The organism is Candidatus Francisella endociliophora (assembly GCF_000764555.1).
Lineage (GTDB): Bacteria > Pseudomonadota > Gammaproteobacteria > Francisellales > Francisellaceae > Francisella > Francisella endociliophora.
Genome location: NZ_CP009574.1, coordinates 1959612 through 1984713 on the forward strand (window position 1 = coordinate 1959612; position 25102 = coordinate 1984713).

Below are 25102 nucleotides of genomic sequence, written 5' to 3' on the forward strand. Positions count from 1 at the left end.
ATGCTGAATTGTTAAATATTTTTATTCCAAAACATAAAGTTTTGGCGATGATAGCTTGTAGGAACCACCTGATCCCATTCCGAACTCAGAAGTGAAACTACAACACGCCGATGATAGTCTGGCATTGCCCAGGTGAAAGTAGGTAGTCGCCATCTTATTACAAATAAAAGACTTATCGTGATAAGCAACAACACAAAGCCTCATAGAAATATGGGGCTTTTTTGTATCTAAAGCACAAAAAATACTTGCTGTAATTTATTGTTTATTTATATAGAACAATGGTAAGCAATTGATAAATATTAGCCTAGCTTTCCAATTATATATCTAGGACAGCCCTTTAATTTATTTATAGTATTTTAATTTATGATACTTAATATATATATTTACTATGTTAATTATCTTAAAAAATAAATAGTTTTTAATATTTTAAAATTGAGGTATAGTTTTACCGTTATTAATTTATAAAATTGCATAAGGGAAATATATAAAAATAATAATTATGGTCATTTTAGCATTAGGTATAAGTGTTAGCTTATACGCATCAGTTAATACCGTTCAAAATGAAAATGGGGCTCAAGAGCAGTTAAAAGATATTTCTACTTTAGAAAACCAAGCATCAAGTCGGAAAGTTATATTACACAGTCAGACAGAATATTCTTTGCAGAATAATATTATTGAGTATAATTCTGGTTGCTTAAATCTTGATGCTAGTAACCTAAAATATGGTCCCGCGCCTACTTATGATATATATAAAGAATATGATTTTAAATTAGATAGAGCAAATTGTGGAATGTTTGTTTCTCAACCTTACCATGTAACTTTCAAGTTTAATGATGATACTGGCTATAATGGTATTTCGATAGATCTCGATAGTGGAAAATATCGTATTGCTAGTAATCATGAAGGAGAAGATAGGTTTGATGGAACACTTGGGAAAAATAAAACAGATTTCTTAGCGAAGTATAAAAATGGTAAAACGTATATTAAGCAGATTGTAATCTAAGATTTTTTAGAGTTTTCTAATGTCTAAAAAATTAAAATTTAAGTTAGATATGAAAAATTAATCATAACTACTTATAAATAAATAATGTCTAAAGTAAAATAAACATTCTTTTGGCAGTGAGATATAAATTTTATTATTCTAGCTGGATTGATAATTTCTAACTACTAATGTAAAATCCATACGTTAAAATCTAAAATTTCTAGGAGAAAAAATGAAAAAGTTACTTTTATCACTATCGGCTATTGTATTATTTGCGTCAACTTCATTTGCAGAAGGTGCTGAGCAAGCTGCAGGTAGCCCAATGAGCTCTATACTTATGTTAGTGGTATTTTTTGCAATCTTTTGGTTCTTATTAATCAGACCACAGCAAAAGAAAAATAAAGAGTTACGTAAAATGCTTTCTGAACTTTCAAAAGGTGATGAAGTTGTAACTAATGGTGGTATGATTGGTAAAATTGCAAAAATTGATGAAACTTTTGTTGATCTAGAAGTTGCTGAAAATGTAGTTATCAAAGTTCAAAGAAATGCTGTTGCAAATATTTTACCAAAAGGTGCTACTAAGGCTTAATAAGCCATTCTAGAAAATCTTTTAATCTTTTTCTTTTTAGTTAAATAAAGGAATATCAATGAGTAATAATAGAAGTCTTCCTATAAACCAGTTTCCTTTGTGGAAAAACCTTTTAATTGTGTTGATATTGGCATTAGCAATTTTTTATGCTTTGCCAAATGTTTTTGGTAAGAGTCCTGCACTGCAAATATCTCAAAAAGATGGAGATGTGAGTGTACAGCTATTATCAAAAGTAGAGAGAACACTTTCAAAAGATAATATAGCTTATCAAAGAGCAAGCTTAGCTGATGATAAAAGTAATGTTTCTATTACTTTCACAGATGTTGAAGAACAGCTTAAAGCAAAGAAAGCTCTAAAAGAAAGTTTGGATAATAATTATATTATTGCTATGAATATGCTTTCTAACTCTCCTAATTGGTTGTCTGCGGTAGGAGCTAACCCAATGAATTTGGGCTTAGATCTACGCGGTGGTATGTATCTGATGTTAGAAGCTGACACAAAAACGGCTATAAATGCACAGCTTGATAATTCGCTTGGTGTTATATTAAATGCGGCTAAAGAAAATGGTATTAATATAGTAAGCTCTACAAAAGCAGAAGAAAAATCTGATGTGAATGCCCCACAAGACTATATCGAAAATGGTTTTGTTTCAGTGACATTAGATAGTTCAGCAGATTTAAATAAACTTACTCAATACTTGAATTCTGATTTTAAAAAGAAACAAGATCCTAATATCGTTTATACTAAAAAAGATAATACAGTATTTATTGCATATAATACGATGAGACTTGTGGAACTTAGACAAGGAGCTATTTCTCAAGTTGTAACTGTAATGCGTAATCGTATTAACGCTCTAGGTGTAGCAGAAGCATCAGTTGCTCAAGCAGGTAATAATCGTGTAGTTATTGAAATACCAGGTATGCAAGATGCTACTCAGGCTAAGCAAATATTAGGTGGTACATCTACAGCAAGCTTCTATCTTGTAAGTCCTGTTACAGATAGATTAGCTACAGAAGAGCAGGGCTATAAAGTTTATCCGCTAGATAATGGAAGAGGTTATCAGAGTTATTATAGCTTAAAAGGAAATCCTGTAGCTGGTGGTGCTGATATTATTGGAGCTAGTCCATCGGTAGATCGTCAAACAGGTACGCCAATTGTGATGGTTGAGCTAAGTAGAAGTGCGGCAAGTAGTTTTAGAAAAATTACAAGTAAAAATGTTGGTAATCCAATGGGTGTTATGCTTGTAAATACAACTTATGATAAAGTTAAAGACAAAGATGGAAAAGAGAAGAATGTAGTTAATAAAACTGAAAAATTAATAAATGCAGCTACAATTCAATCAGCTCTTGGCTCACATTTCCAAATTACAGGTCTTAACCAAAAAGAAGCTAACAACTTAGCATTAATGATTAAGTCTGGTGCATTACAAGTTCCTGTGCATATAGTTCAAGAACAACAAATAGGACCTAGCTTAGGTAAAGATAATATTGAAAAGGGTATGCTATCTATAGTTGTATCTTTAATTGCTGTAATCGTATTTATGCTAGTTTACTATAGAGTATTTGGTGTTATTGCAAATATAGCTCTTATAATGAACCTTGTGCTTATTGTTGCGGTGATGTCAATTATTCCAGGAGCTACCCTAACTCTACCAGGTATTGCAGGTATTGTATTAAACTTAGGCATGTCAATTGATGGCAATGTTCTAATTTTTGAAAGAATTAGAGAAGAAATTAGATCTGGCATGCCACGCCAAAGTGCGATACATGTAGGTTATGAAAAAGCATTTACAACAATCGTGGATTCAAATATTACGACGTTAATTGTTGCGGTGATATTGTTCTTCGTCGGAAGTGGAGTGGTTAAAGGTTTTGCGATTACTTTGATGATTGGTATTGTAACCTCTATGTTTACAGCAGTTACTGTATCAAGAGCAATGACAAATTTTGTTTATGGTAAAAGAAAGAAACTAGACAAAATCTCTATTGGTATATAATTTTAGGTTGGATTTATAATGGAATTTTTTAAACAAAAAACACAGATAGATTTCTTAGGAATTAAAAAATACACGACTGCATTTTCATTCTTGATGATTATAATTTCGTTGTTTTTTATATTTACAAAAGGTCTAAATCTAGGTTTGGACTTTACAGGTGGTTACCAAGTTCATTTACAAACTACAGAAGCTGTTGATACTGCAGATATGACAAAGAAACTTGAAAAAATTGGTTATGACCATACAGGTATTACAACTTTTGGTGATAATAATAATTTTCTTATTAAGTTTGCTCCAGATGAAGTTAACTCAAAGGCTAAAAGTCTAGAAGGTGCTCAACAACAGTTGAAAGAAGAAGTTCAAAGTACTCTCGATGCAAAAGTACAAAGTGTAAACTATATTGGCCCACAAGTTGGTAAAGAGCTAGCAAGTAATGGCGTATTAGCTATTATTATTGCACTAGTATGTATTTTGATTTATATCAGCGCTAGATTTGAGATGAAGTTTGGTATTAGTGCTTGTCTTGCATTATTACATGACCCTATTGTTATTTTGGGTGTATTTGCAGCATTCCAAATTGAGTTTGATTTGACAGTATTAGCTGCTATCTTAGCTATTATTGGCTATTCTCTAAATGATACTGTTGTTATCTATGATAGAGTGAGAGAAAACTTCCGCAAAATGCGTAATGCAAGTGTATCAGAAGTTGTTAATAGAGGTATTAATGATACTTTATCTAGAACTATTCTTACATCTGGATTAACTATGCTAGTTGTAGTAGTTTTATTCTTATTTGGTGGTAGCTCTGTACATGGTTTCTCATTAGCACTAATGCTTGGTATCGTAGTAGGTACTTACTCATCAATCTATGTGGCAGGTGTTCTTGCTGTAGCTTTAGGTCTAAATAGAGAATCTTTACTCCCTAAACAAATAAGTAAAGAAGATACTCCAATCCTTTAATAATTAAATATTATTAAGTCTGACACTATTAAGATAGTGTATAATTATCTTAGGAGATCAAGAAGGAGTCATAATGAAAAAAATAATTTTAACCCTTTCTGTGGTAGTTTTTAGCTTAAGTTGCGGTATTGCAATGTCAAAAGATACAGCACCAGAGCAGTCAAATAAGATAAATAAAGAACAGAAGCACCAAAAAATACATAAGTTAGTTGATGTATATACAAATGATATTGATACATCAAATGTTGTAACAACAATCACACTTGATAATCAGGATAACTATAATATCTTCTATTGCAAAGATAGCGGCTGGTGTGAAGTGGTTGATAAAACTAATGGTGAAACTGGTTGGGTAAACTTAGATCAGCTCAAGAAAGCTCAAGAAAAATATACTAAATATATGCATAAAAAAGCATCTATGAAAAAGTTAGTTAAATATATCCAATTACAAGATCAAAAAATAGTGCAACTACAAACAATGATGATGCAAATGCAAAAAGAGTTTGCTCACGCTTTACAACAGCAGCAAGTACAGATTAATCAGTTAAGCCAAGCATATTATTACTAATACAAACTTTCATAGGAGCCATATGGCTAAAAAAAAGTTATTACCTGCTACAAAATCAAAAACTTTACCTGTTGTTTCAGATAATAACCTAAATTCATATCTTAATTTTGTTAATACTCTTCCTATATTATCGCAAGAAGAAGAACAAGATCTAGCTAAACGTTATAAATATAAAAAAGATTTAGATGCTGCTCAGCAGTTAGTTTTATCTCATTTAAGATTTGTAACTAAAATTGCTCGTGGATTCTCTGGCTATGGACTATCGATAGCTGATTTAATCCAAGAAGGTAATATCGGTTTGATGAAAGCTGTAAGTAAATTTGATCCTGACCAAGGTGTACGCCTAGTGTCTTTTGCAGTCCATTGGATTAAAGCTGAAATGCACGATTACGTACTTAAAAATTGGAAGATTGTAAAAGTTGCAACTACAAAAGCTCAACGAAAACTTTTCTTTAATCTAAGAAGTAGTAAAGACAAAATAGGCTGGCTAAATGCAGAAGATATAAAGCAGATAGCAGAAGAACTAAATGTTAAAGAAGAAACTGTAATAGAGATGGAAAAGAGAATGTGTCAAGGTGATGCAAGTCTTGATTTACCATATACAGATGATGAAGGTGAACAAACTAATCAGCAGACTTTATATCTTGAAGATAAATCTTCTAATGTTGAGCATCAGATAGTACAACAAGACTACTATGATAATTTTAAAGCAGTTGTCAAAGATGTTTTATCTGGGTTTGATACGCGAACTAAAGACATTATTATGTCACGTTATTTACTTGAGAAAAAAGTTAATTTACAAGATCTAGCAGCCAAATATAAAATATCTGCTGAAAGAGTGCGTCAAATAGAAGAAGAGGCTTTGACAAAACTTAAAAAAGCTATTAAGAATAGAAGTTGACTAATTAGTTTTATCTGTTATCACACAGGTTCCAAGTTCCATCTACTGTACCATCATTATGAACTCTTGTTATGTGGATATGAGGGTTATCAAGATCTTCAGCTTTAAATTCTATCGTTAGATTACCCATACCAGCATAGGATAAGGAGTCGGTATTGTGAAAAGTTTCATCGCAGATATCAATTTTTTGACCATCCCTGGTTACTCTATCTAAATCTAAATGTGTTTTACTTCCTCTTTCACCAAAACCTCCTTCACCACCAACTTCAGTTATATTAAGCTGATAGTTAGCTCTATCCCAGTGTACCTTATCAAGGTTAGCATTATCTGTGTGCAAGTATGTTAAAATGCCATCAAAAACTTTTTTATTTTCATTCATATGATGTCCTTGCCAAATATTTCCTTTTCCATTATGTAGGCTTCCTCCTTTTAATGTCGAGCCTGTAGGAAGTCTATCTACTACAGTATTAAGAGATATATCATGCAAAGCATCTGATGTATGAATTTCTCTATAGCCAGGATCCATTTTTATTATAAATTCATAAGAATATGCAGTTTTAAATGTACAAGCTATTACAAGAGTTAAAAATATAATATTAAGAGCTTTATGTTTCATGTTATTTTTAAATTAATTAGTAACTATAAATAAAACTATACCATGTTAAAAAGTTTAATTGTAAATATTTTTTGGAATTGGGCGTTTTAGATCTTAGTATACTTCTATAATGTGCTAGTATAAATGTAAGTATAAGTATAGGTATAAGTATAAGGATTAAAGTATAGATGAAAGATTTTATACCAAAAATAAAATCAAAAATAACTCAGCAAGTTTATCTTGATGGCTCTAAGAGTATAGCTAATAGATCATTGATAATAGCAGCTATGGCAGAAGGGCAAACCAGTTTTGAAAATCTTCCTAATAGTGCAGATGTGCTAGCATGTGTTGCAGCATTAAAAGAGTTAGGTTGTGATATTGAACATAATCAAAACAAAAAAACTTTAGTTATTGGCGGATGTGCGGGTAATTTTGCAAATTCTAAAGCTAAGATATTCTGTAATGAGTCAGGAACTTTGACTAGATTCATAATACCAATGCTAGCTGTACAAGCTACAGGTAAGTATTATGTATACGCTAAGCAAAGGATGATGGATAGACCCCTTGCAGATCAGCTAAAGCCACTTGAAAATTTGGGAATGGAAGCTTCTTACCATGAAAAAAATTATGCAATGCCTTTAACTATCCATGCAGACTCTTTATATGGTGGTAGTATTGAAGTAGATGGTAAAAAAAGCTCACAGTTTGCATCAGGTTTGTTAATGGCAGCACCATTTATGCAAAATGGGTTAAAACTAAATTCTATTACAGATCATAAGCAACCATATCTTGATATGACTACAAAAGTTATGGCAGAGTTTGGAGTTGATGTTGATATTGATAAAAATATTTATACTACAAAAAAATCAGAATATATATCACCTAAAAACTATATAGTAGAGCCAGATGTTTCGACTGCTTCATATTTTTGGGCATTTGCAGCTATTACTGGATCAACAATTAAAGTGATGAATGTCACAAAAAACTCAAAGCAAGGAGATATTAAGCTTTTAGAAGTGCTTGAAAAAATAGGTTGTCAGGTTGAGTATTTTAATGATGGGATACAAGTTACAGGCTCTAGTGAATTACAAGGTATAGAAGTAAATATGAGAAATTTTTCTGATACTTTTATGACTTTGGCTGCGATAGCTTGTTTTGCTAAAGGTGATACGTATATATCAGGGCTTACACATACAAGAGGTCAAGAATCTGATAGGGTATCTGCGATGGCAGAAGGACTTACAAAGTTGGGAATTTACGTTGAGACTACAGAAGATAGTATTATGATATCTCCTAGTAGAAGTAAATTCAGACCTGCAGAGGTTGATAGTCATAATGATCATCGTATTGCAATGTCTTTGGCACTTTTAGGTTTGAAGCATGATGGTGTTGTTGTGACAAATGCAGAAGCAGTTAGTAAAACTTGCCCAGATTATTTTGATAGAATGAGAGGGCTCGTTAATAACAAATAGTTTTGAGCTATAAGATTAATGTCATCTTAAACTTGGTTACAAGTAGTAATTGAAGTATAGAGCTTTATGAAGTCTATAGCCATGATGAGATTGAAATAGATTAAACATGACGTATAGGTTTAGGTATTAAGTTGGAAAAATTATGACGAATAAAGAGCGAATTATAATTAGATATCTTGGCCAAAGATGGTATAAGAAAGCTCTTATTATATCAGCTTCAAAACAAGTGTATTTTAGTAAAATAAATGCTCTAAAGTTGGTTGTATGTTCTGGGTATTTACAAAAAGAAAATCCTGTAGGTTGTAAATTTGCTATAGATGCTTGGCCTTTTGAACACAAGTTTTTTGATCTGATAATTTTGGATGATAGTTTGGTTGATTGTCCAAAACAGATGAAGAGTTTGCTTGAGCAGCTGCATTTCTGTTTAGCGGATGATGGAGAGGTTATTGTTGCCTCTACAGGAAAAGTAAGACTCTATAAAGTTGTGTCTAAATTTTTAGCAAATGGTTTTCTTAGTAGAAAACTACATCTAATAAATTATACAAATAATTTTGTTGTAAATATCACTAAGAAAATAATAAGTAAAAACTTTGTAGTAGTGTTTAAAAAAGATAATTTTTTTACGACTAATGTTCTTAATGTTGAAGAATTAGTCAAAAAGCCAGCTAAAAATAAAGTATATAGTGGTGGCTGTGTTAGTAGGGAAGTATATGAGCATATTCAAGAAAAAAAGTAATGTAATTGCATACACTGATGGAGCATGTAAAGGTAATCCAGGTATTGGTGGTTGGGGTGCAATTCTTAGCTATAATGGTGTAGATAAAGAAATCTATGGAGCTGAAAAAGATACGACTAACAATCGTATGGAGCTTCTAGCAGCGATAAAAACTCTCGAAGTATTAAAAAGAAAATGTGATATCACAATATATACAGATTCTAAATATTTGCAAAATGGTATTAATGCTTGGTTAAAGAACTGGAAAGCTAACGGTTGGAAAACAGCTGCAAAAAAAGAAGTTAAAAATAAAGACTTATGGCAAGAGCTAGATGAGTTAACAACTAAACACAATGTTACATGGAGCTGGGTAAAAGGTCATAGTGGAAATTCTGGCAATGAAAAAGCAGATGAGCTAGCAAATAAAGCTATTGCTGAACTAATGGAGAAATAAAGTGGAGAATCTTAGTCATAAAAAGATTTTAGTTTTATATACTGGTGGTACTATCGGAATGGTTAGTACTGAGCAAGGCTATGATGTTGAAGAAGGTTATCTTACCAAAGCTATTGAGCAGGCTAGAGATTTTCATGCTTATAATATGCCTGAGTTTGAAATTAAAGAGTACAGAAACCTTATAGACTCATCAAATATTAATCCTAAAAGATGGATATCTTTAGCTTTGGATATTGCAAAGAACTATCAAGATTATGATGGCTTTGTAATTCTACATGGTACAGATACTTTAGCATATACAGCATCTGTACTATCTTTTATGCTAGGTGAAATCCAAAAACCTGTGATTGTAACAGGATCTCAAATTCCTATTTCAAAGATTAGATCAGATGCAATATCAAATATCATGAATAGTTTAATATTTGCGTGTAGTGATGATATAAAAGAAGTTTGTGTATATTTTAATCAAAAGCTACGCCGTGGTAATAGAACTACAAAGGTTTCAGCAACTGACTTAGATGCTTTTATATCTCCAAATTATCCAAGTCTAGCTTATGTTGGTATAGATCTAGATTTGAGAAAAACTCGGTTATGGCAAAGAGAGTCTTGTGAATACACACCTAAGTTAGAAACATTAGGCGTGCCAAAAATAGCTATTTTGACAATTTTTCCAGGTATGGATAGTGATATTTTAGATGCTGTGTTAGAGCCGCCTTTACAAGGATTAATACTTAAAACTTATGGCTCAGGAAATATTCCAAATGATCCAAATATTGTTAGCAGTCTAAAAAAAGCTAATGATCGAGGTGTGATTATGATTAACTGTACTCAATGTTTGTATGGTACTGTTAAAATGGATGCTTATAAGACAGCACGAGGTCTAACTGAAGCGGGAGTTATTTCGGGTCGTGATATGACTGATGAAGCAGCTCTTGGTAAGCTTTTTTATCTCTTAAGTCAGCCAAATATATCTCATCAAGAAATAAAAGATGCCTTTAATGTCTCTTTACAAGGAGAGGTTACAATATAAATTATATACAGATAAGTATTGTTCATTTAGCTATAGTAAGATATTATATGAATTATAATATATGAAAAGTAGTTCATACAAATTGAGGAGTTAAAATGAGTAATATTGCTGAATTAATAAAAGGCAACAGAGAGTGGGCTGAAGAAATTAAAAGAACAAACCCTGATTTTTTTGAAACATTATCGAAAGGTCAATCTCCAGAATATCTTTGGATTGGTTGTTCTGATAGTCGTGTACCGGCTAACCAAGTTTGTGGTCTAATTCCTGGTGAGGTATTTGTACACCGTAATGTAGCAAATGTTGTATCTCTTACAGATTTAAACTGTTTATCTGTGTTGCAATTTGCAGTAGAGGTTTTGAAAGTTAAAAAAATTATTATCTGTGGTCACTATGCTTGTGGTGGTGTTGAGACTGTTGTTAGAGATAAAAGTTATGGTCTAATTGATAACTGGTTGACTTCTATCCGTGAAGTAAAAGAGCAAAATAAAAAGTTTGTTGAAGAAACTCTAGCTTATTTGAAAGATAATGAAGAAGAATATATGAAGAAAAAAGTTGATATGATGTGTGAGCTAAATGCTCTTCATCAAGCTTTAAACCTTTGTAAAACTACAGTTGTTAAAAATGCTTGGGCTAAAGGTCTAGAGTTTACAGTTCATGCAGCTATCTATGGTGTTGCAGATGGCAAGCTTTATGAAATTGGTGGTGGTGTTGGTTCTAGAGAAGAGATGGATATTATTTATGTAGAAGCTCTGGAAGCTATTAAATCTAGATATTGTAAGTAATATTAAATCTTAAGTCTAATAAAGACTTTTTAAGAATCCACTTTTGAAAAATCGATGATTAACCTTTTATTATCATCATTACCTTCACTATAAACACTACCTTGATATTGTTGTGCCATTGGGCAGCCTTTTGAGCCTAATACAATTTTGTGAACAGCGCGAGAAAGTGTAATTGAACACATTGCTCCAGATTCATCTTGTATTGGTAATACAGCACTATAATTACCATTACTAGGTTGGCAAATTTCATAAGAGTTTGGATTTAAACGACCATTACTAAAATCACCATGGATTTCGTTACATGTAAGATCATACTGTGTTCTATCTGTTGGTATTGCATTTACTGTACTATTACCTGAGATGATTTTTACAGAGGTATATCCGTCAAAATCTGATAGCTTTGCTGAGTATGCTGCAGGGAGTGTTAAACCAGTGATTAAAGAGATTAATATAATTTTTTTCATACAAAAAACCATATATTGATTAAAAGTGTATAAATCAATAATACTACAGTTGCTACTTTATTAAACTATTTTTTGATGATTACTAAGGTGTTTAATGTTCTAGTTTTTATAGAAAAATTTTGTTAATAATCATATTATATAACCTATATGTACTTTATTTTACTATAGATGCCTTACTCAGAAGCAGATACCAAAGCTAAGCTTATAACTCCAAAACTACGTGATAGTGGTTGGGATGAGAGATATATTACTAGAGAGAAATATTATTTTACAGATGGGCGTAAACAAGCTGGTGGAGCTAGAGGTGAAAAGAAATTTGTAGACTATTTATTGCGTTATCAGGATATAAACTTAGCAATTGTTGAGGCAAAAAAAGAAGATGTAAACTATAAACAGGGTCTACAACAAGTTATAGCTTATGGTAGAGCGCTAGATGTTGAATATGTTTACTCTACAAATGGACATAATATCCTCGAATATCATATCCCAACAGGTCAAAGCCAAGATGTAGATGAATTTCCAACTCCTAGAGAACTCTTTGAACGTAAATATCCAAATATTAATAAAGTTAGACAAAATGTAGTTACACAAGAGTTTTTCTCGGATGGGACAAAGACACCTCGCTATTATCAAAAGATAGCTGTACAAAAAACTATAGATGCTCTTAGTAGTGGAAAAGATAGAATCTTACTAACATTAGCGACAGGGACTGGTAAAACATATATAGCTTTTCAGGTAGCATATAGAGCACTTGAATCAAGATGGCGAAAGAATGATACAGGTAATAAAAAGCCACGAATCTTGTACTTGGCAGATAGAAATATCTTGATAGAGCAAGCTATGAATGAGTTTAATCCGCTAGAGAATGATTGTAAAAGATTACAAGGTGTTTCGATTAAGAAAAATGGTGGTAAAGTGCCATTAAGTGGTAATATCTTTTTTGCGATTTATCAAGCAGTAGCCGAGAATAAAAATCGCCAATATTTAATTACAGATAGTGAAGATGATAGCCTCACAGCATACTATAAACAGTACCCAGCAGATTTCTTTGATTTGATAATTATCGATGAGTGTCATCGTGGTAGTGCCAATGATGATAGCTCATGGCGTGAGATTATTGAGTATTTTTCTAGTGCTGTACATCTAGGGCTGACAGCTACACCTAAAAGGGATGTCAATGGTGATACTTATAGCTACTTTGGCGATCCTATTTATGAGTACTCGCTTAAAGATGGTATTAATGATGGTTTCTTGACTCCATATAAGGTTAAACGCATTACGACAAATATTGATGAATATCGGCCTAATACTCATGATAGTGTAGATGGAGATTTGCCAAATAAGGTCTATGGTATCAGTGATTGGGAGAAAACTATCACCAGTCAACAACGCCATGAGCTAATTGCAAAGACTGTACTTGATAATATCAATAAGATGGATAAGACTATAGTCTTTTGTAAAAATCAGCCGCATGCTCTCGAGCTAAAGCTAGCTATAGATAGATTTAAAAAAGTCAAAAATCCTGACTACTGTGTGCGTGTGACTTCTGATGAGGGGCAAATTGGGCGTGATTATCTCGAGCAGTTTCAAGATAATGATAAAGATATACCTGTGATTTTAACATCATCAAAAATGCTAACTACTGGTGTAGATGCTAAAAATGTCCGCAATATCGTGCTAATAGCCCCGATAGAGTCAATGATTGAGTTTAAGCAGATAATTGGTAGAGGTACACGAACTTTTGAGGGTAAAGATTTTTTTACAATTCTAGATTTTGTCAAAGCTAGTGATAAATTCTATGATAAAGAATGGGATGGTGTCGCTGATGTGGTTACAGATGTCAAAGCTGATGGTAAATCCAAAGATGATGTAAAAGAAGTTAAAGAAATAGATCCTATAGAAAACCTTAAAGAAAAAGATGATGAGCCTAAAAAACACGAGCCAATCAATATCACCATAAAAGGACGTAAGCTTAAAGTACTAGATATAGAAACTAGTTATGTCGGAGTTGATGGACGACCGATTGCAACGCAAGAGTATCTTGAGCAATTAATCGGTGTATTAGGTAAATATTGCCAGCATAATGAACAAGCTCTCAAAGATGCTTGGGCAAATCCTAAGTATAGGCAAACACTATTAGCTAAACTCGAGGAGATGTTAAGCTTTGGGCAAAATATTAACAATATCAAAGCGATCTTTAAAGCTAAAGATAGTGATATCTATGATGTGCTAAATCATCTAGTTTTTAGTAAAGATATTATCACTCGTGAACAAAGGGCAGTTGCTGCAGAGTCATCAGAGTTTATACAGCAGTTACAAAATGCTAAGGCGAGGGAGTTTCTACTTTTTGTCTTAGATAAGTATAAAAAAGATGGTGTAGTTGAGCTAGAACAAAAAAGACTACCGTCATTAGTTGAGTTAAGTGGTCTTGGGCCAGTTTCGGAGCTTGCCAATGATTTTGGTGGTATGGCACAGTTAAAAGAAAGCTATTTGCAGTTGCAAAGGGAGATTTATAGGTAGATGTCAAATAAAACTAAAAATAATCATTATGTTCCAAAGTTTTATTTAAAAAATTTCTTTAATAACCAGGGTATCTTATTTGAGAAAAATCTAGAGTCTGGAAGGATCTTAGAAAGAGATATAAAAACAATAGCTAAAGTAGGCTCAAAAAAGAACTTGTATACTATCAAAGAATTAGAAAAGATAACAAATGAAGATATAGAGAAGTGTATAAGGTTATTTACAAAACATAAGAATATAGAAGAAATTGACTATAAGCATCTATTATTACTAAAAAATTTTTTAAATGATGAAATAGGTTTACTTTTAAATAATACACTTGGTAAATATACGCATAAAAATAAAGATTTTGAAGATATCGTAAATAAGTTAATAACAGAAACTAATAATATAGGAACATCAAGAACTCAAGAAGATTTATATTCTTTTTACGAAACAAGATTTTTGCCTGTGTATAATGGAATTTTAAAAAGTAATAAATTGTCCTTGCTTCAAGAAAGTGAAGAACCGATGAAGAGGTTTAATTATAAACTGTATAATTACCTACAATTAAATTTATATTTTTATAATTTTACCTATCATAAACTTATGGTTGAAGCTTCAAAATCTTGCAATACTATTAAAAAAGCTAAATCTGACTTATACAAGAGTGAAAGAGAGCTTATTAAATATTCATTTTTTGATTTCGTGGGATATATGTTTATACAAAGTTTTAGAACTAAAAAAATGATAACTGAATTAGAGAGTGTCCTTCCAAAAAATGTATATTTTTTATACAATCATATAGTTGCAAATGTTCTAGCAAATCAATGTATAACTCAAGGGTATAAGTTAGTCTTAATAAAGAATGATACAAATATATCATTTATTACATCCGATATTCCAGTCATAAATATATACAATGAAATAAATCAAAAAGAAGGGCTAGGATTATACGAGCTGTATTATCCTTTATCTAATAATCTATCAGTATTATTTACTGATAAAAAGTGCTATAAAAACAACGAAATTATAATCAATGAAAATCAGGTTAATTATTTTAATGAATGCATGATTAAATCTGCTTATAATTATATTTATTCTTCAGATCAAGAATTATTAAATGATATAAGCAGGTAGTAGTGTATACAAAATCAATATTTGTCATACTACGGCACCGACCGTAGTATCCATCGACAAAATAATAATAGATGTATAAAAATACACCGTCATCCTGAACTTGTTTCAGGATCTCAATAGGGTTGATAGTATGGTGAGATGCTGAAATAAATTCAGCATGACAATAAATATGTTATGGAAAAAAACAAAAAATGAGCGAATTATATAAATTACCAGCAGGGTGGGAGTGGAAGAAGTTAGGAGACTTTGTAAGCATAAAAGGTGGTAAAAGATTACCTAAAGGCGAAAAATTACGAGAAACAAAGACTGACTATCCGTATATTAGAGTCGCTGACTTTAATAATTTTAACTCTATTGATATAAATTCTGTTCAGTATATAAGTAAAGAAGTATTTGATAAAATTAAAAATTATACAATTTCAAAAGATGATATCTATATAAGTATCGCTGGAACTATAGGAAAAACAGGCGTTATTCCTGTAAGTTTGGATGGTGCTAATTTAACAGAAAATGCGGCGAAAATTGTATTTGATATATCAGAATATAATCAGAGTTTTTTAGTATATTTCACAACGACATTTACTTTTTTAGATCAGATAGGATTAGCTACAAAAACGGTAGCTATGCCAAAACTAGCTTTAACTAGATTAAAAAATGTACAAATCCCTCTCCCACCACTAGCAGAGCAAAAGCTAATAGTTGCCAAGTTAGATAGTCTTTTTGGGAAGATTGATAAGGCGATAGAGCTACACCAGCAAAATATTACAAATGCCAATACTCTAATGGCTAGTACCCTTTATAAGACTTTTAAAAAGTTGGAGGGGGAGTATTCAAAACAGAAAATAGAGTCTTTTTCTAAAGTTGGAACAGGAGTAACACCTTTAAAAAGTAGAAAAGATTATTATAACGGCTCTATAAATTGGATAACAAGTAAAGCTACTGGTTATGATTTTGTTACAGAAGCTGAAATGTTTATCACAGATTTTGCCATAAAAGAATGTCGCTTGAAAGTTTATCCCAAAGGAACTCTTGTAGTAGCACTGTATGGACAAGGTAAAACAAGAGGGCAAGTCACAGAATTGCTTATTGAATCAGCCACAAATCAAGCTGTTGCAACGATTGTTGTAGATAAAAACCAAAATAATAAGTATCTTAAATTTTTTCTAAAAAAATCATATTTAGATTTAAGAGAAAAAGCATCTGGTGGAACTCAAGCAAATTTGAACTTAACAATTATTAAAAATATAGAAGTACCACTACCACCACTACAAACCCAACAACAAACTGTAGAGTATTTGGATAGTATTGCCACAAAGGTTGATAAGATTAAGCAATTAAATGAGCAGAAATTAGAAAATTTAAAGGCATTAAAAGCCAGTATTTTAGATAAGGCATTTCGTGGGGAGTTGTAGAACAAGCTTACAGTCATCCTGAACTTGTTTCAGGATCTCATTAGGATTGAGAAAATGGTGAGATGCTGAACTAAATTCAGCATGACAATAAGATATTATGGAAAATAAAGACTACAGTCATCCTGAACTTGTTTCAGGATCTTATTAGGATTGAGAATATGGTGAGATGCTGAACTAAATTCAGCATGACAATAAAATATTATGGAAAAATAAAGACTACAGTCATCCTGAACTTGTTTCAGGATCTTATTGGGATTGAGAAAATGGTGAGATGCTGAACTAAATTCAGCATGACAATAAAATATTATGGAAAAATAAAAACTAGAGTCATCCTGAACTTATTTCAGGATCTTATTAGGATTGAGAAAATGGTAATATGCTGAAATAATTTGATTTAGACTATCGATATTTAGGAAGTAAAGAACTAATGAATAAAAGAGGTTTTGTTTATATACTAACAAATCAAAATCAAACAGTTTTGTATATAGGTGTTACATCAAACCTCAAACAAAGAATCTATCAGCATAAAAATATGCTAGTAGAAGGTTTTTCTAAGAAATATCGTACTCATAAGTTAGTATATTATGAAATAGCAGAAAATATTGAGTCTGCTATATTAAGGGAAAAACAGCTCAAACGATGGCATAAGGATTGGAAAGTTAATTTGATTAAACAGAGTAACCCTGATTTAGATGATCTATATGATAGTCTATAGTGAGATCCTGAAACAAGTTCAGGATGACAGACAGTTTTAAAAGCGGCGTAAAATCTAAAACTCCCCTTCGAGTGTCGAAGGGGTGGGCTGCGAAGCAGGACGGGGTAGTCTTAAAAAAGAGAGAACAAAAATGCAATCAAAGATAAATAGAATAACAGATATACTAAGGCGAGATGATGGAATCAGCGGAGCGATGCACTATACTGAGCAAGTCAGCTGGATTCTTTTTTTAAAATTCTTAAATGACTATGAGAATGAAAAAGCTTTTGAGGCAGATCTAACAGGCGAAGAATATACATTTGTCCTAGATGAGAAATATCGCTGGAATACTTGGGCCGCACCAAAGGGTGCAGATGGTAAACTTGATGTTATCAATGCTGATAGTGGTGATGATTTACTTGAGTTTGTTAATAAAGAGCTTTTTCCATATCTGAAATCTTTTAAATCCATAGATGAAAATGTTAAAACTCTTAAATATAAAATAGGTGCAGTATTTGAGTATATAGATAACCGTGTAGCTAGTGGTCATACTTTGCGTGACGTTATTAATGAGATTGATGAGTTAAATTTTAATAAAAAAGAAGATCTATACCAACTATCACAGATCTATGAAAATTTACTTAAAGAGATGGGTTCTGATGGTGGTAATAGTGGCGAGTTCTATACTCCAAGACCATTAGTTAAGGCTATCGTAGATGTGGTTAATCCTCAAGCTGGACAAACGGTCTATGATCCAGCAGCTGGGACTTGTGGCTTTTTGATAGATGCTTATGAGCATATGTATAGCAAAGAGCTATCAACTACACAACTTGCGTTTCTTAATGAAGAGACTTTCTTTGGTAAGGAGAAAACACCTTTATCATACGTAATGGGTATGATGAATATGATCCTACATGGTATAACATCACCAAATATTAACAAGGCAAATACACTTGTTAAAGATATTCGCAGTCTTGAGGAGAAAGATCGTTTTGATATTATTCTCGCTAATCCACCATTTGGCGGTAAAGAAAAAGCAGCTATTCAAACTAACTTTCCAATCAAATCAAATGCTACTGAGCTACTATTTTTACAACATATTTACAAAAGCTTAAAGCTAGGTGGTAGATGTGGTGTGGTTGTGCCAGAAGGAGTACTTTTCCAGACAAATAATGCTTTTAAAAATGTCAAAAAAGAACTATTAGAAAACTATAATGTCCATACTATAGTTTCATTACCTGCTGGAGTGTTTTTACCATATAGCGGAGTTAAGACAAATGTGATTTTCTTTGATAGAGAGGGTAGCACTACAGATATTTTCTATTATGAAATTACACCGCCATATAAACTGACTAAAAATAAACCTATTCAGTTTGAGCATTTCAAAGAGTTTTTAGAAATTTGGCAATCTCGCAAGCTTACAGAAAATAGCTGGATAGTTAAAGTAGAGGACATCAAAGACTATGATATATCAGCTAAAAATCCTAACAAAATTGAAACAATCGAGCATAAATCGCCGTTAGAATTAGTAAATGAAATCAAGCAAAATACTGCTGAAATAGATAAGCTAATAGGTGAGATTGAAAGTATTCTTTAAATTTTTCTATTTAAAATTCTATACAAAACATAAGAGATCACAGCAGCTACTATATTTACAAAAAATATTGCTTCCACATACTCATTATAAACAGAACCACTAAATAACATAAGTGAGTTTAAAACTGTATAAATAGCATAAAATATCAGACAAGCTGCTTTAAATTGAGCATTTTTAAATAGTGCTAAAATCGAGAATATAAATAGTCCTAATTGGAAAATTCCTATCTGAGTAACAGCAGGAGTGAAAATCCATCCTTGAAATTTACTTATACTATCCCCATCTAGTAAATATGTATAACTGTTAATAAAACTAAAAAAGCTAATATTACTAACAATAAAGTAATTTGCATAAATATTTACATGGTGTTTACCATACATAATACTTGAATGCAGAAACGCTATTATAAAAGGTGATATTAGTAAGCAGATACTTATAATGACAGTTACCATGAGTTATAAAACTTTTGTAGAAAATAGCTAGATTCTACAATAAATGTTTTGGGTTGTCATATATTTAATGATAAACATATAGACAATCTAGTAGATGATAGTTAAAATTTGCTACTAGAAAATTGTTAAATAAATAAAAGGAAAACTTAATAATGCAAGTTACTGTAGAGAAAAAAGAAGGAATTCATTGTTCACTATTAATCGAAGTTCCAGCTAATGAAATTGATAGCGCTGTGACTAAAGAAGTTAATAAAACAGCTAAAACTATCAAAATGGATGGTTTCAGACCTGGTAAAGTACCTGCTGGTATGGTTAAGAAAAAGTATGGTGAGCAAATCCGTATGGAAGTAATTTCTGACCTGATTCCTCAAAAATACTCAAAAGCTATTCAAGATGAAAAATTAGCAGTAGCTGGTATCGAAGTTGATCTTAAAGAAAATAAAGAAGGTGAGCCTCTTAAGTTTGTAGTAAACTGTGAGCTTTTCCCAGAATTTGAAGTAACTGGTTTTGAGAAAATTGAAGTACAAAAGCCAACTGTTGAGCTTACTGATAAAGAAGTTAAGCAAATGATCGAAAACCTTAGAAAGCAACTTGCTACATATTCAGAAGTAGAAAGAGCTGTAGCAAAAGATGACAAAGTTGTTATCGATTTCGTAGGTAAAAAAGATGGTGAAGTTTTCGAAGGTGGTTCAGCTAACGATCAAGAGTTAGTAATTGGTTCTGGTCAAATGATCCCTGGTTTTGAAGATGGTATCATCGGTATGAACAAAGATGAGCAAAAAACTATCACTGTAACTTTCCCAGAAGAGTATCAAAACAAAGATCTTGCTGGCGCTGAGGCTACTTTTGATATTACTGTTAAGAAAATTCAAGAAGCTCAACTACCAGAAGTTGACGAAGAGTTCGTTAAGAAGTTTGGTGTAAAAGGTGGTGTTGATACTTTTGAAGATGAAATCAAAGAAAATATGCAAAGAGAACTTAAATTCATCTTGCAAAGAAAGACAAAGGATCAAGTATTCAAAGGTCTAAGAGAGATTGCTGAATTTGAAACTCCAAAAGCTTTAATCAAAAGAGAAATAGATGCGGCTAAGCAAAACTTAGTTAAGCAAATGGGTGGTGGTCAAAACTTTGATGTAAACCAGCTTCCAGATAATCTATTTGAAGATAATGCTAAGCAAAAAGTAGAAACTAGCTTAGTGCTTGATAGTTTGATGAAGTCTCAAAAATTTGAAGCTACTGAAGAAGAAGTTGATAGCTTATTATCAGAAATGGTTCAAGCTTATGAAGAGCCAGAGAAGACTAAAGAAGAAATCAAGAAAAATGAAAGAGAAATGTCTAATCTAAAAGCACTAGTTGTAGAAAACAAACTAACTGACTGGGTATTAGATCAAGCTCAAGTAACTGAAAAAGAAGAAGATTTCTTTGAAATTATCAAAGAAAATATGCAAGCGCAACAAGCTGGATTCTAATTTTTCGTTTTTTTAATAAGAGGTTATAAATGATAACTAATAATTTAGTTCCTACTGTTGTTGAAAAAAGCGCAGGCGGTGAGAGAGCTTATGATATTTACTCAAGATTGCTTAAAGAGCGAATTGTTTTTTTAAACGGTGAAGTAAATGATCAGTCAGCAAATCTTGTAATTGCTCAGCTTTTGTTCTTAGAATCAGAGGATCCTGATAAAGATATTTATTTCTATATCAATTCACCAGGTGGTATGGTTACTGCTGGTATGGGTGTGTATGACACTATGCAATTTATCAAACCTGATGTAAATACTATTTGTATCGGTTTGGCTGCTAGTATGGGCTCACTTTTATTAGCAGGTGGAACTAAAGGTAAGAGATATAGCTTACCAAGTTCACAAATTATGATTCATCAGCCTTTAGGTGGATTCAAAGGACAAGCTTCTGATATAGAGATTCATGCAAAAAATATCTTACGTATCAAAGAAAGATTAAACAAAGTCTTAGCTCATCATACTGGCCAAGATTTAGAAACTATCGTTAGAGATACAGATAGAGATAACTTTATGATGGCTGAGGAAGCAAAAGAATATGGTCTTATAGATCATGTTATTGAGTCTCGTGAAGCAATAATAAAATAAATAAAGGAAGTCTAATTTAAAAAATGGCTAAAATTCTATATTGTTCTTTTTGTGGTAAGTCACAACAAGAAGTCAAAAATATTATCTCTGGTAGAGATGGTAATATCTGTAATGAATGTGTCAGTAAATGTGCTGATAAAATCCATAGTGGTGGCAGTGTTGCTGCAGCTGAAGATATTTCTTTTGAAAAATTACCAAAACCAGTAGAGATTAAGAAGTATCTGGATGATTATATCATCGGTCAAGATAATGCTAAAAAAGTACTATCTGTAGCAGTATATAATCATTATAAAAGAATCACTTCTGAGGCTACAAAAGATGATGATACTGAGCTTAAAAAGAGTAATGTTTTACTAATTGGACCAACCGGTTCAGGTAAAACTTTATTTGCACAGACTTTAGCAAAACTACTTAATGTACCTTTTGCAATTGCCGATGCCACTACTCTTACAGAAGCAGGCTATGTTGGTGATGATGTTGAGAATATCATTGTCAGGTTATTACAGAATGCTGAGTTTGATGTTGCGAAAGCTCAAAAAGGTATCATCTATATAGATGAAATTGATAAGATTGCACGTAAGTCAGAGAGTGCATCAATTACTAGAGATGTATCTGGTGAGGGTGTACAACAAGCACTGTTGAAACTTATTGAAGGTACTGTATCTTCAGTTCCGCCAAAAGGTGGTAGAAAACATCCAAATCAAGATATGATTGAAGTTGATACTTCAGATATCTTGTTTATTTGTGGTGGTGCTTTTGCTGGTATTGAAAAAGTTGTTAAACATAGAATGGATAAAGTTAGTATTGGCTTTAACGCCGATGTTATCCAACAAAAAAACAGCTTAGATACAGAAAAACTGATGAAAAAAGTTGAGAGTGAAGATTTAACTAGATTTGGTCTGATACCAGAGCTTATTGGTCGTTTACCCATGGTTACAGTTCTAAATGAGCTAACAGAAGAAGACCTTGTTAAAATCTTAACTGAACCAAAGAATGCTCTTATTAAACAATATATAAAGCTATTTAAGTTTGATGAAGTAGATGTTGAGTTTACAGATGAAGCTTTAGTTGAGATTGCTAAAAAAGCAATTGCTAAGAAGACTGGTGCTAGAGGTCTGAGAACTATTCTAGAAAATGTACTTCTTGAATTGATGTTCCATGTTCCTTCTTCACAAGACATTGAGAAAGTTGTCGTTAGTGATAAAGTAATATTAGAACAAGAAGAACCAATACTAGTAACTAAAACTAAAGAGCACAAGCAATTAAAAGATATAATCTAAAAAATTCACAGGAGTATATGAGTTTATGTCAGAAACCTTAAATGTTGTTCCTGTTATTCCCTTAAGAGATGTAGTTATATATCCATCAATGACTATCCCACTAAACGTTGGGCGTAAGAAATCTATAGAGGCTGTAAAGCAGGCATCAAATAATTATGATAATTATATTTTATTAGCAACACAAAAAAATGGTTCAAGTAGTGGAGATGTTGTAGAAAATATCTATGATATCGCAACGCTTGCTAAGATTGTTCAGGTTATGAAGCTACCTGATGGTACTTTAAAAATCATTGTTGAAGGGGTTGCTAAAAGATTAGTTGCTCAATATAAAGATGAAGAAGGTTGTATTTATGCAAATTTAGATAGTTTGCACATAGATGATAGCTATAATCCAGATCAAGTAGATAAAGAGTTAAAAGCTATTTTATTATCAGTATCAGACTCTCTTAAGAAATTTGTCGATCTAAGTGGTAAGGTTTCAAAAGAAACTTTAGCTGCTCTGGTTGATACTGAAGAGCCTCATAAGTTTATTTATGAAATATCAACTATTCTAAATTCTGAGATTGCTAAGAAGCAAAAGATTTTAGAAGCTACTGATATAAAAAATAAAGCATTATTGTTATTAACTTGTCTACATGAAGAGTTAGAAATCTTAGAGCTTGAAGGCAAAATAAAAGATAGAGTAAAAGCACAGGTTGATAAAAACCAACGTGAGTACTATCTAAATGAACAAGTTAAAGCTATTTATAAAGAGCTTGGTGAAGCTGACGAAGAATCTGAAGTATCTGCTTTAAAAAAGAAGATTGAAAATACAGAGATGTCAGAAGAAGCAAAAGAGAAATGCTTAAAAGAACTTAAAAAGTTAAAAGCAATGCCACCATCATCTTCTGAATCAGCGGTTTCTAGAAACTATATTGAAACTATACTTTCTCTACCATGGGGTAAAAGAGCAAAAGTTAAAAAAGATATTAACTTAGCTGAAAAAGTTTTAGAAAAAGATCATTATGGTATTAAGAAAGTAAAAGAAAGAATACTTGAGCATTTAGCTGTCCAAATAAAGAGAGATAGCAATACTAAAGCTCCTATATTGTGTCTAGTAGGCCCTCCAGGTGTTGGTAAAACGTCTATAGGACAATCTATAGCTAGAGCTACGGGGCGTGAATATGTGCGTATGGCTCTTGGTGGTGTACGTGATGAATCTGAGATTAGAGGGCATCGCCGTACTTATATTGGATCTATGCCTGGTCAAATTATCCAAAAGATAATTAAGTCAAAGACAGAGAATCCACTATTTTTATTAGATGAAATAGATAAAATTTCTTCTGATTTTAGAGGTGATCCATCAGCAGCATTGCTTGAGGTTTTAGATCCTGAGCAAAATAGTACATTTAATGATCATTATCTTGAAGTAGATTATGATTTATCGAAAGTGATGTTTGTTGCTACAGCTAACTCTTTGGATATAGATCCAGCTTTGCGTGATAGATTAGAGATTATCCATTTATCTGGATATACGGAGATTGAGAAGCAAGCTATTGCAAAACAGTATCTTGTACCAAAGGCTCTCGATAACAATGGTCTGACTAAGAAAGAGATTAATTTCACTCCAAAGGCAATCTTAGATGTAATTAGGTATTATACTAGAGAAGCAGGCGTTAGGAATTTACAACAGAAAATTGATGGTGTATGCCGTAAGGGAGTTAAGAACCTTCTAAAAGATCCTGAGCATGGGAAAATATCAATTACTCATAAAAACCTAGAAGATTATCTAGGCGTACATCAGTTTGATTATGGTATCAAAAATGCTAAGCCAAAAGTTGGTCAGGTTACAGGTCTTGCTTGGACATCTGTCGGTGGTGAGTTATTAACTATTGAAGCATTGGCTATGCCTGGCAAAGGTAAGGTTAAATATACTGGTAGCCTTGGCGATGTTATGAAAGAGTCGATAGATGCTGCATTTAGTGTTATGCGTTCAATTTCTAAAGATTATAAGCTTGGCGATGATTTTTATGAGAAAAAAGATGTTCATATCCATGTGCCAGAAGGCGCAACTCCGAAGGATGGGCCAAGTGCTGGTATCGCTATGACAACAGCTTTAGTTTCTGTGTATACTAATAAACCTGTTAGAAATGATATCGCAATGACTGGTGAGGTGACTCTACGTGGTGAAGTTTTACCTATAGGTGGTTTAAAAGAGAAACTTTTAGCTGCTCTAAGAGGTGGAATTAAAGAGGTTTTGATACCAAAACAGAACGTTAAGAACCTTGCAGATGTTGATAAAGAAATTACGGAAAAATTACAAATTACGCCTGTAAATAGTATAAAAGAGGTGTTAGAAAGAGTTTTTTAACATTTTTGTGTTGAATCGGTTTTTTATTAGTGATATAAAGGTAAATGACGAATGTCAATTTATAAA

The 25102-nt window shown here is 32.1% G+C and carries 23 protein-coding genes and 1 rRNA gene; 21 read left to right on the forward strand and 3 right to left on the reverse strand.

Features of this window, described 5'->3' with window-relative positions; genetic code table 11:
- The first annotated feature begins 40 nt into the window (after positions 1-40).
- The 7 genes from rrf (at position 41) to rpoH (ending at position 5996) form a co-directional block, all read left to right on the forward strand.
- A 5S ribosomal RNA gene (gene rrf, locus QI37_RS09545) occupies positions 41-155 on the forward strand.
- Positions 156-499: 344 nt separating this feature from the next.
- Positions 500-1003, forward strand: coding sequence for a hypothetical protein (locus QI37_RS09550; RefSeq protein WP_040010562.1), 504 nt, complete (start codon positions 500-502; stop codon positions 1001-1003).
- Between the two features lie 211 nt (positions 1004-1214).
- Complete coding sequence (gene yajC / locus QI37_RS09555; RefSeq protein WP_040010563.1) at positions 1215-1571, forward strand: preprotein translocase subunit YajC; 357 nt, start codon at positions 1215-1217, stop codon at positions 1569-1571.
- A gap of 58 nt (positions 1572-1629) precedes the next feature.
- Positions 1630-3567: a protein translocase subunit SecD gene (secD, locus tag QI37_RS09560; RefSeq protein ID WP_040010564.1), complete on the forward strand. Its 1938-nt coding sequence runs from the start codon at positions 1630-1632 to the stop codon at positions 3565-3567.
- 18 nt (positions 3568-3585) lie between these two features.
- Positions 3586-4527, forward strand: a complete 942-nt coding sequence (gene secF, locus QI37_RS09565) for a protein translocase subunit SecF (protein ID WP_040010565.1) — start codon at positions 3586-3588, stop codon at positions 4525-4527.
- Between the two features lie 73 nt (positions 4528-4600).
- On the forward strand, positions 4601-5095 hold the full coding sequence (locus QI37_RS09570; protein ID WP_040010566.1) for a hypothetical protein: 495 nt from the start codon (positions 4601-4603) through the stop codon (positions 5093-5095).
- A gap of 22 nt (positions 5096-5117) precedes the next feature.
- Positions 5118-5996, forward strand: a complete 879-nt coding sequence (gene rpoH / locus QI37_RS09575; RefSeq protein WP_040010567.1) for an RNA polymerase sigma factor RpoH — start codon at positions 5118-5120, stop codon at positions 5994-5996.
- Positions 5997-6006: 10 nt separating this feature from the next.
- Here the strand turns inward: rpoH and QI37_RS09580 are convergent, their stop codons facing one another.
- A complete protein-coding gene (locus QI37_RS09580; RefSeq protein WP_040010568.1) occupies positions 6007-6612 on the reverse strand; it encodes a hypothetical protein in 606 nt (201 codons plus the stop codon).
- Positions 6613-6779: 167 nt separating this feature from the next.
- On the opposite strand from QI37_RS09580, the gene aroA reads away from it, so the two are divergent.
- The 5 genes from aroA to QI37_RS09605 all read left to right on the forward strand — a co-directional run bounded on the left by aroA (position 6780) and on the right by QI37_RS09605 (position 11044).
- Positions 6780-8063, forward strand: a complete 1284-nt coding sequence (gene aroA / locus QI37_RS09585) for a 3-phosphoshikimate 1-carboxyvinyltransferase (RefSeq protein ID WP_040010569.1) — start codon at positions 6780-6782, stop codon at positions 8061-8063.
- 142 nt (positions 8064-8205) lie between these two features.
- Complete coding sequence (locus tag QI37_RS09590) at positions 8206-8799, forward strand: hypothetical protein (RefSeq protein ID WP_040010570.1); 594 nt, start codon at positions 8206-8208, stop codon at positions 8797-8799.
- Positions 8774-9232 (forward strand): ribonuclease HI, encoded by a 459-nt coding sequence (gene rnhA, locus QI37_RS09595; protein WP_040010571.1) that lies wholly within the window; start codon positions 8774-8776, stop codon positions 9230-9232. Before QI37_RS09590 ends, rnhA begins: the two co-directional genes overlap by 26 nt.
- 58 nt (positions 9233-9290) lie before the next feature.
- The gene (ansA, locus tag QI37_RS09600; protein WP_235261413.1) at positions 9291-10262 is read left to right on the forward strand and encodes an asparaginase; all 972 of its coding nucleotides are present in this window, start codon (positions 9291-9293) and stop codon (positions 10260-10262) included.
- A 95-nt stretch (positions 10263-10357) separates the two neighbouring features.
- Entirely contained in the window at positions 10358-11044 is a 687-nt protein-coding gene (locus tag QI37_RS09605; protein WP_040010573.1) for a carbonic anhydrase, read from the forward strand.
- A gap of 29 nt (positions 11045-11073) precedes the next feature.
- Here the strand turns inward: QI37_RS09605 and QI37_RS09610 are convergent, their stop codons facing one another.
- Positions 11074-11508, reverse strand: coding sequence for a hypothetical protein (locus QI37_RS09610; RefSeq protein WP_040010574.1), 435 nt, complete (start codon positions 11506-11508; stop codon positions 11074-11076).
- 168 nt (positions 11509-11676) lie between these two features.
- Between QI37_RS09610 and hsdR the strand changes: the two genes are divergently transcribed.
- The 5 genes from hsdR to QI37_RS09635 all read left to right on the forward strand — a co-directional run bounded on the left by hsdR (position 11677) and on the right by QI37_RS09635 (position 18850).
- Entirely contained in the window at positions 11677-14028 is a 2352-nt protein-coding gene (gene hsdR / locus QI37_RS09615; RefSeq protein WP_040010575.1) for an EcoAI/FtnUII family type I restriction enzme subunit R, read from the forward strand.
- Positions 14029-15147: a DUF4238 domain-containing protein gene (locus QI37_RS09620; protein WP_040010576.1), complete on the forward strand. Its 1119-nt coding sequence runs from the start codon at positions 14029-14031 to the stop codon at positions 15145-15147.
- Between the two features lie 191 nt (positions 15148-15338).
- A complete protein-coding gene (locus tag QI37_RS09625) occupies positions 15339-16559 on the forward strand; it encodes a restriction endonuclease subunit S (protein WP_040010577.1) in 1221 nt (406 codons plus the stop codon).
- Positions 16560-16986: 427 nt separating this feature from the next.
- Positions 16987-17274, forward strand: coding sequence for a GIY-YIG nuclease family protein (locus QI37_RS09630; RefSeq protein WP_040010578.1), 288 nt, complete (start codon positions 16987-16989; stop codon positions 17272-17274).
- Between the two features lie 130 nt (positions 17275-17404).
- Positions 17405-18850 (forward strand): type I restriction-modification system subunit M, encoded by a 1446-nt coding sequence (locus tag QI37_RS09635; protein WP_040010579.1) that lies wholly within the window; start codon positions 17405-17407, stop codon positions 18848-18850.
- On the opposite strand, the gene QI37_RS09640 is transcribed toward QI37_RS09635, so the two are convergent.
- Positions 18847-19302, reverse strand: a complete 456-nt coding sequence (locus QI37_RS09640) for a DUF6790 family protein (protein WP_040010580.1) — start codon at positions 19300-19302, stop codon at positions 18847-18849. The genes QI37_RS09635 and QI37_RS09640 overlap by 4 nt on opposite strands.
- A 152-nt stretch (positions 19303-19454) precedes the next feature.
- On the opposite strand from QI37_RS09640, the gene tig reads away from it, so the two are divergent.
- Genes tig through lon form a run of 4 tightly spaced genes read left to right on the forward strand, consistent with a single transcriptional unit; the run spans position 19455 to position 25036 of the window.
- Positions 19455-20771: a trigger factor gene (gene tig, locus QI37_RS09645; protein WP_040010581.1), complete on the forward strand. Its 1317-nt coding sequence runs from the start codon at positions 19455-19457 to the stop codon at positions 20769-20771.
- Positions 20772-20800: 29 nt separating this feature from the next.
- Positions 20801-21406, forward strand: coding sequence for an ATP-dependent Clp endopeptidase proteolytic subunit ClpP (gene clpP, locus QI37_RS09650; RefSeq protein ID WP_040010582.1), 606 nt, complete (start codon positions 20801-20803; stop codon positions 21404-21406).
- Positions 21407-21429: 23 nt separating this feature from the next.
- Positions 21430-22686 carry an ATP-dependent Clp protease ATP-binding subunit ClpX gene (clpX, locus tag QI37_RS09655; RefSeq protein WP_040010583.1) on the forward strand — a complete coding sequence of 419 codons (1257 nt, stop codon included), beginning with the start codon at positions 21430-21432 and terminating at the stop codon, positions 22684-22686.
- A 25-nt stretch (positions 22687-22711) separates the two neighbouring features.
- Positions 22712-25036, forward strand: a complete 2325-nt coding sequence (gene lon / locus QI37_RS09660; protein ID WP_040010584.1) for an endopeptidase La — start codon at positions 22712-22714, stop codon at positions 25034-25036.
- Positions 25037-25102: the final 66 nt, after the last annotated feature.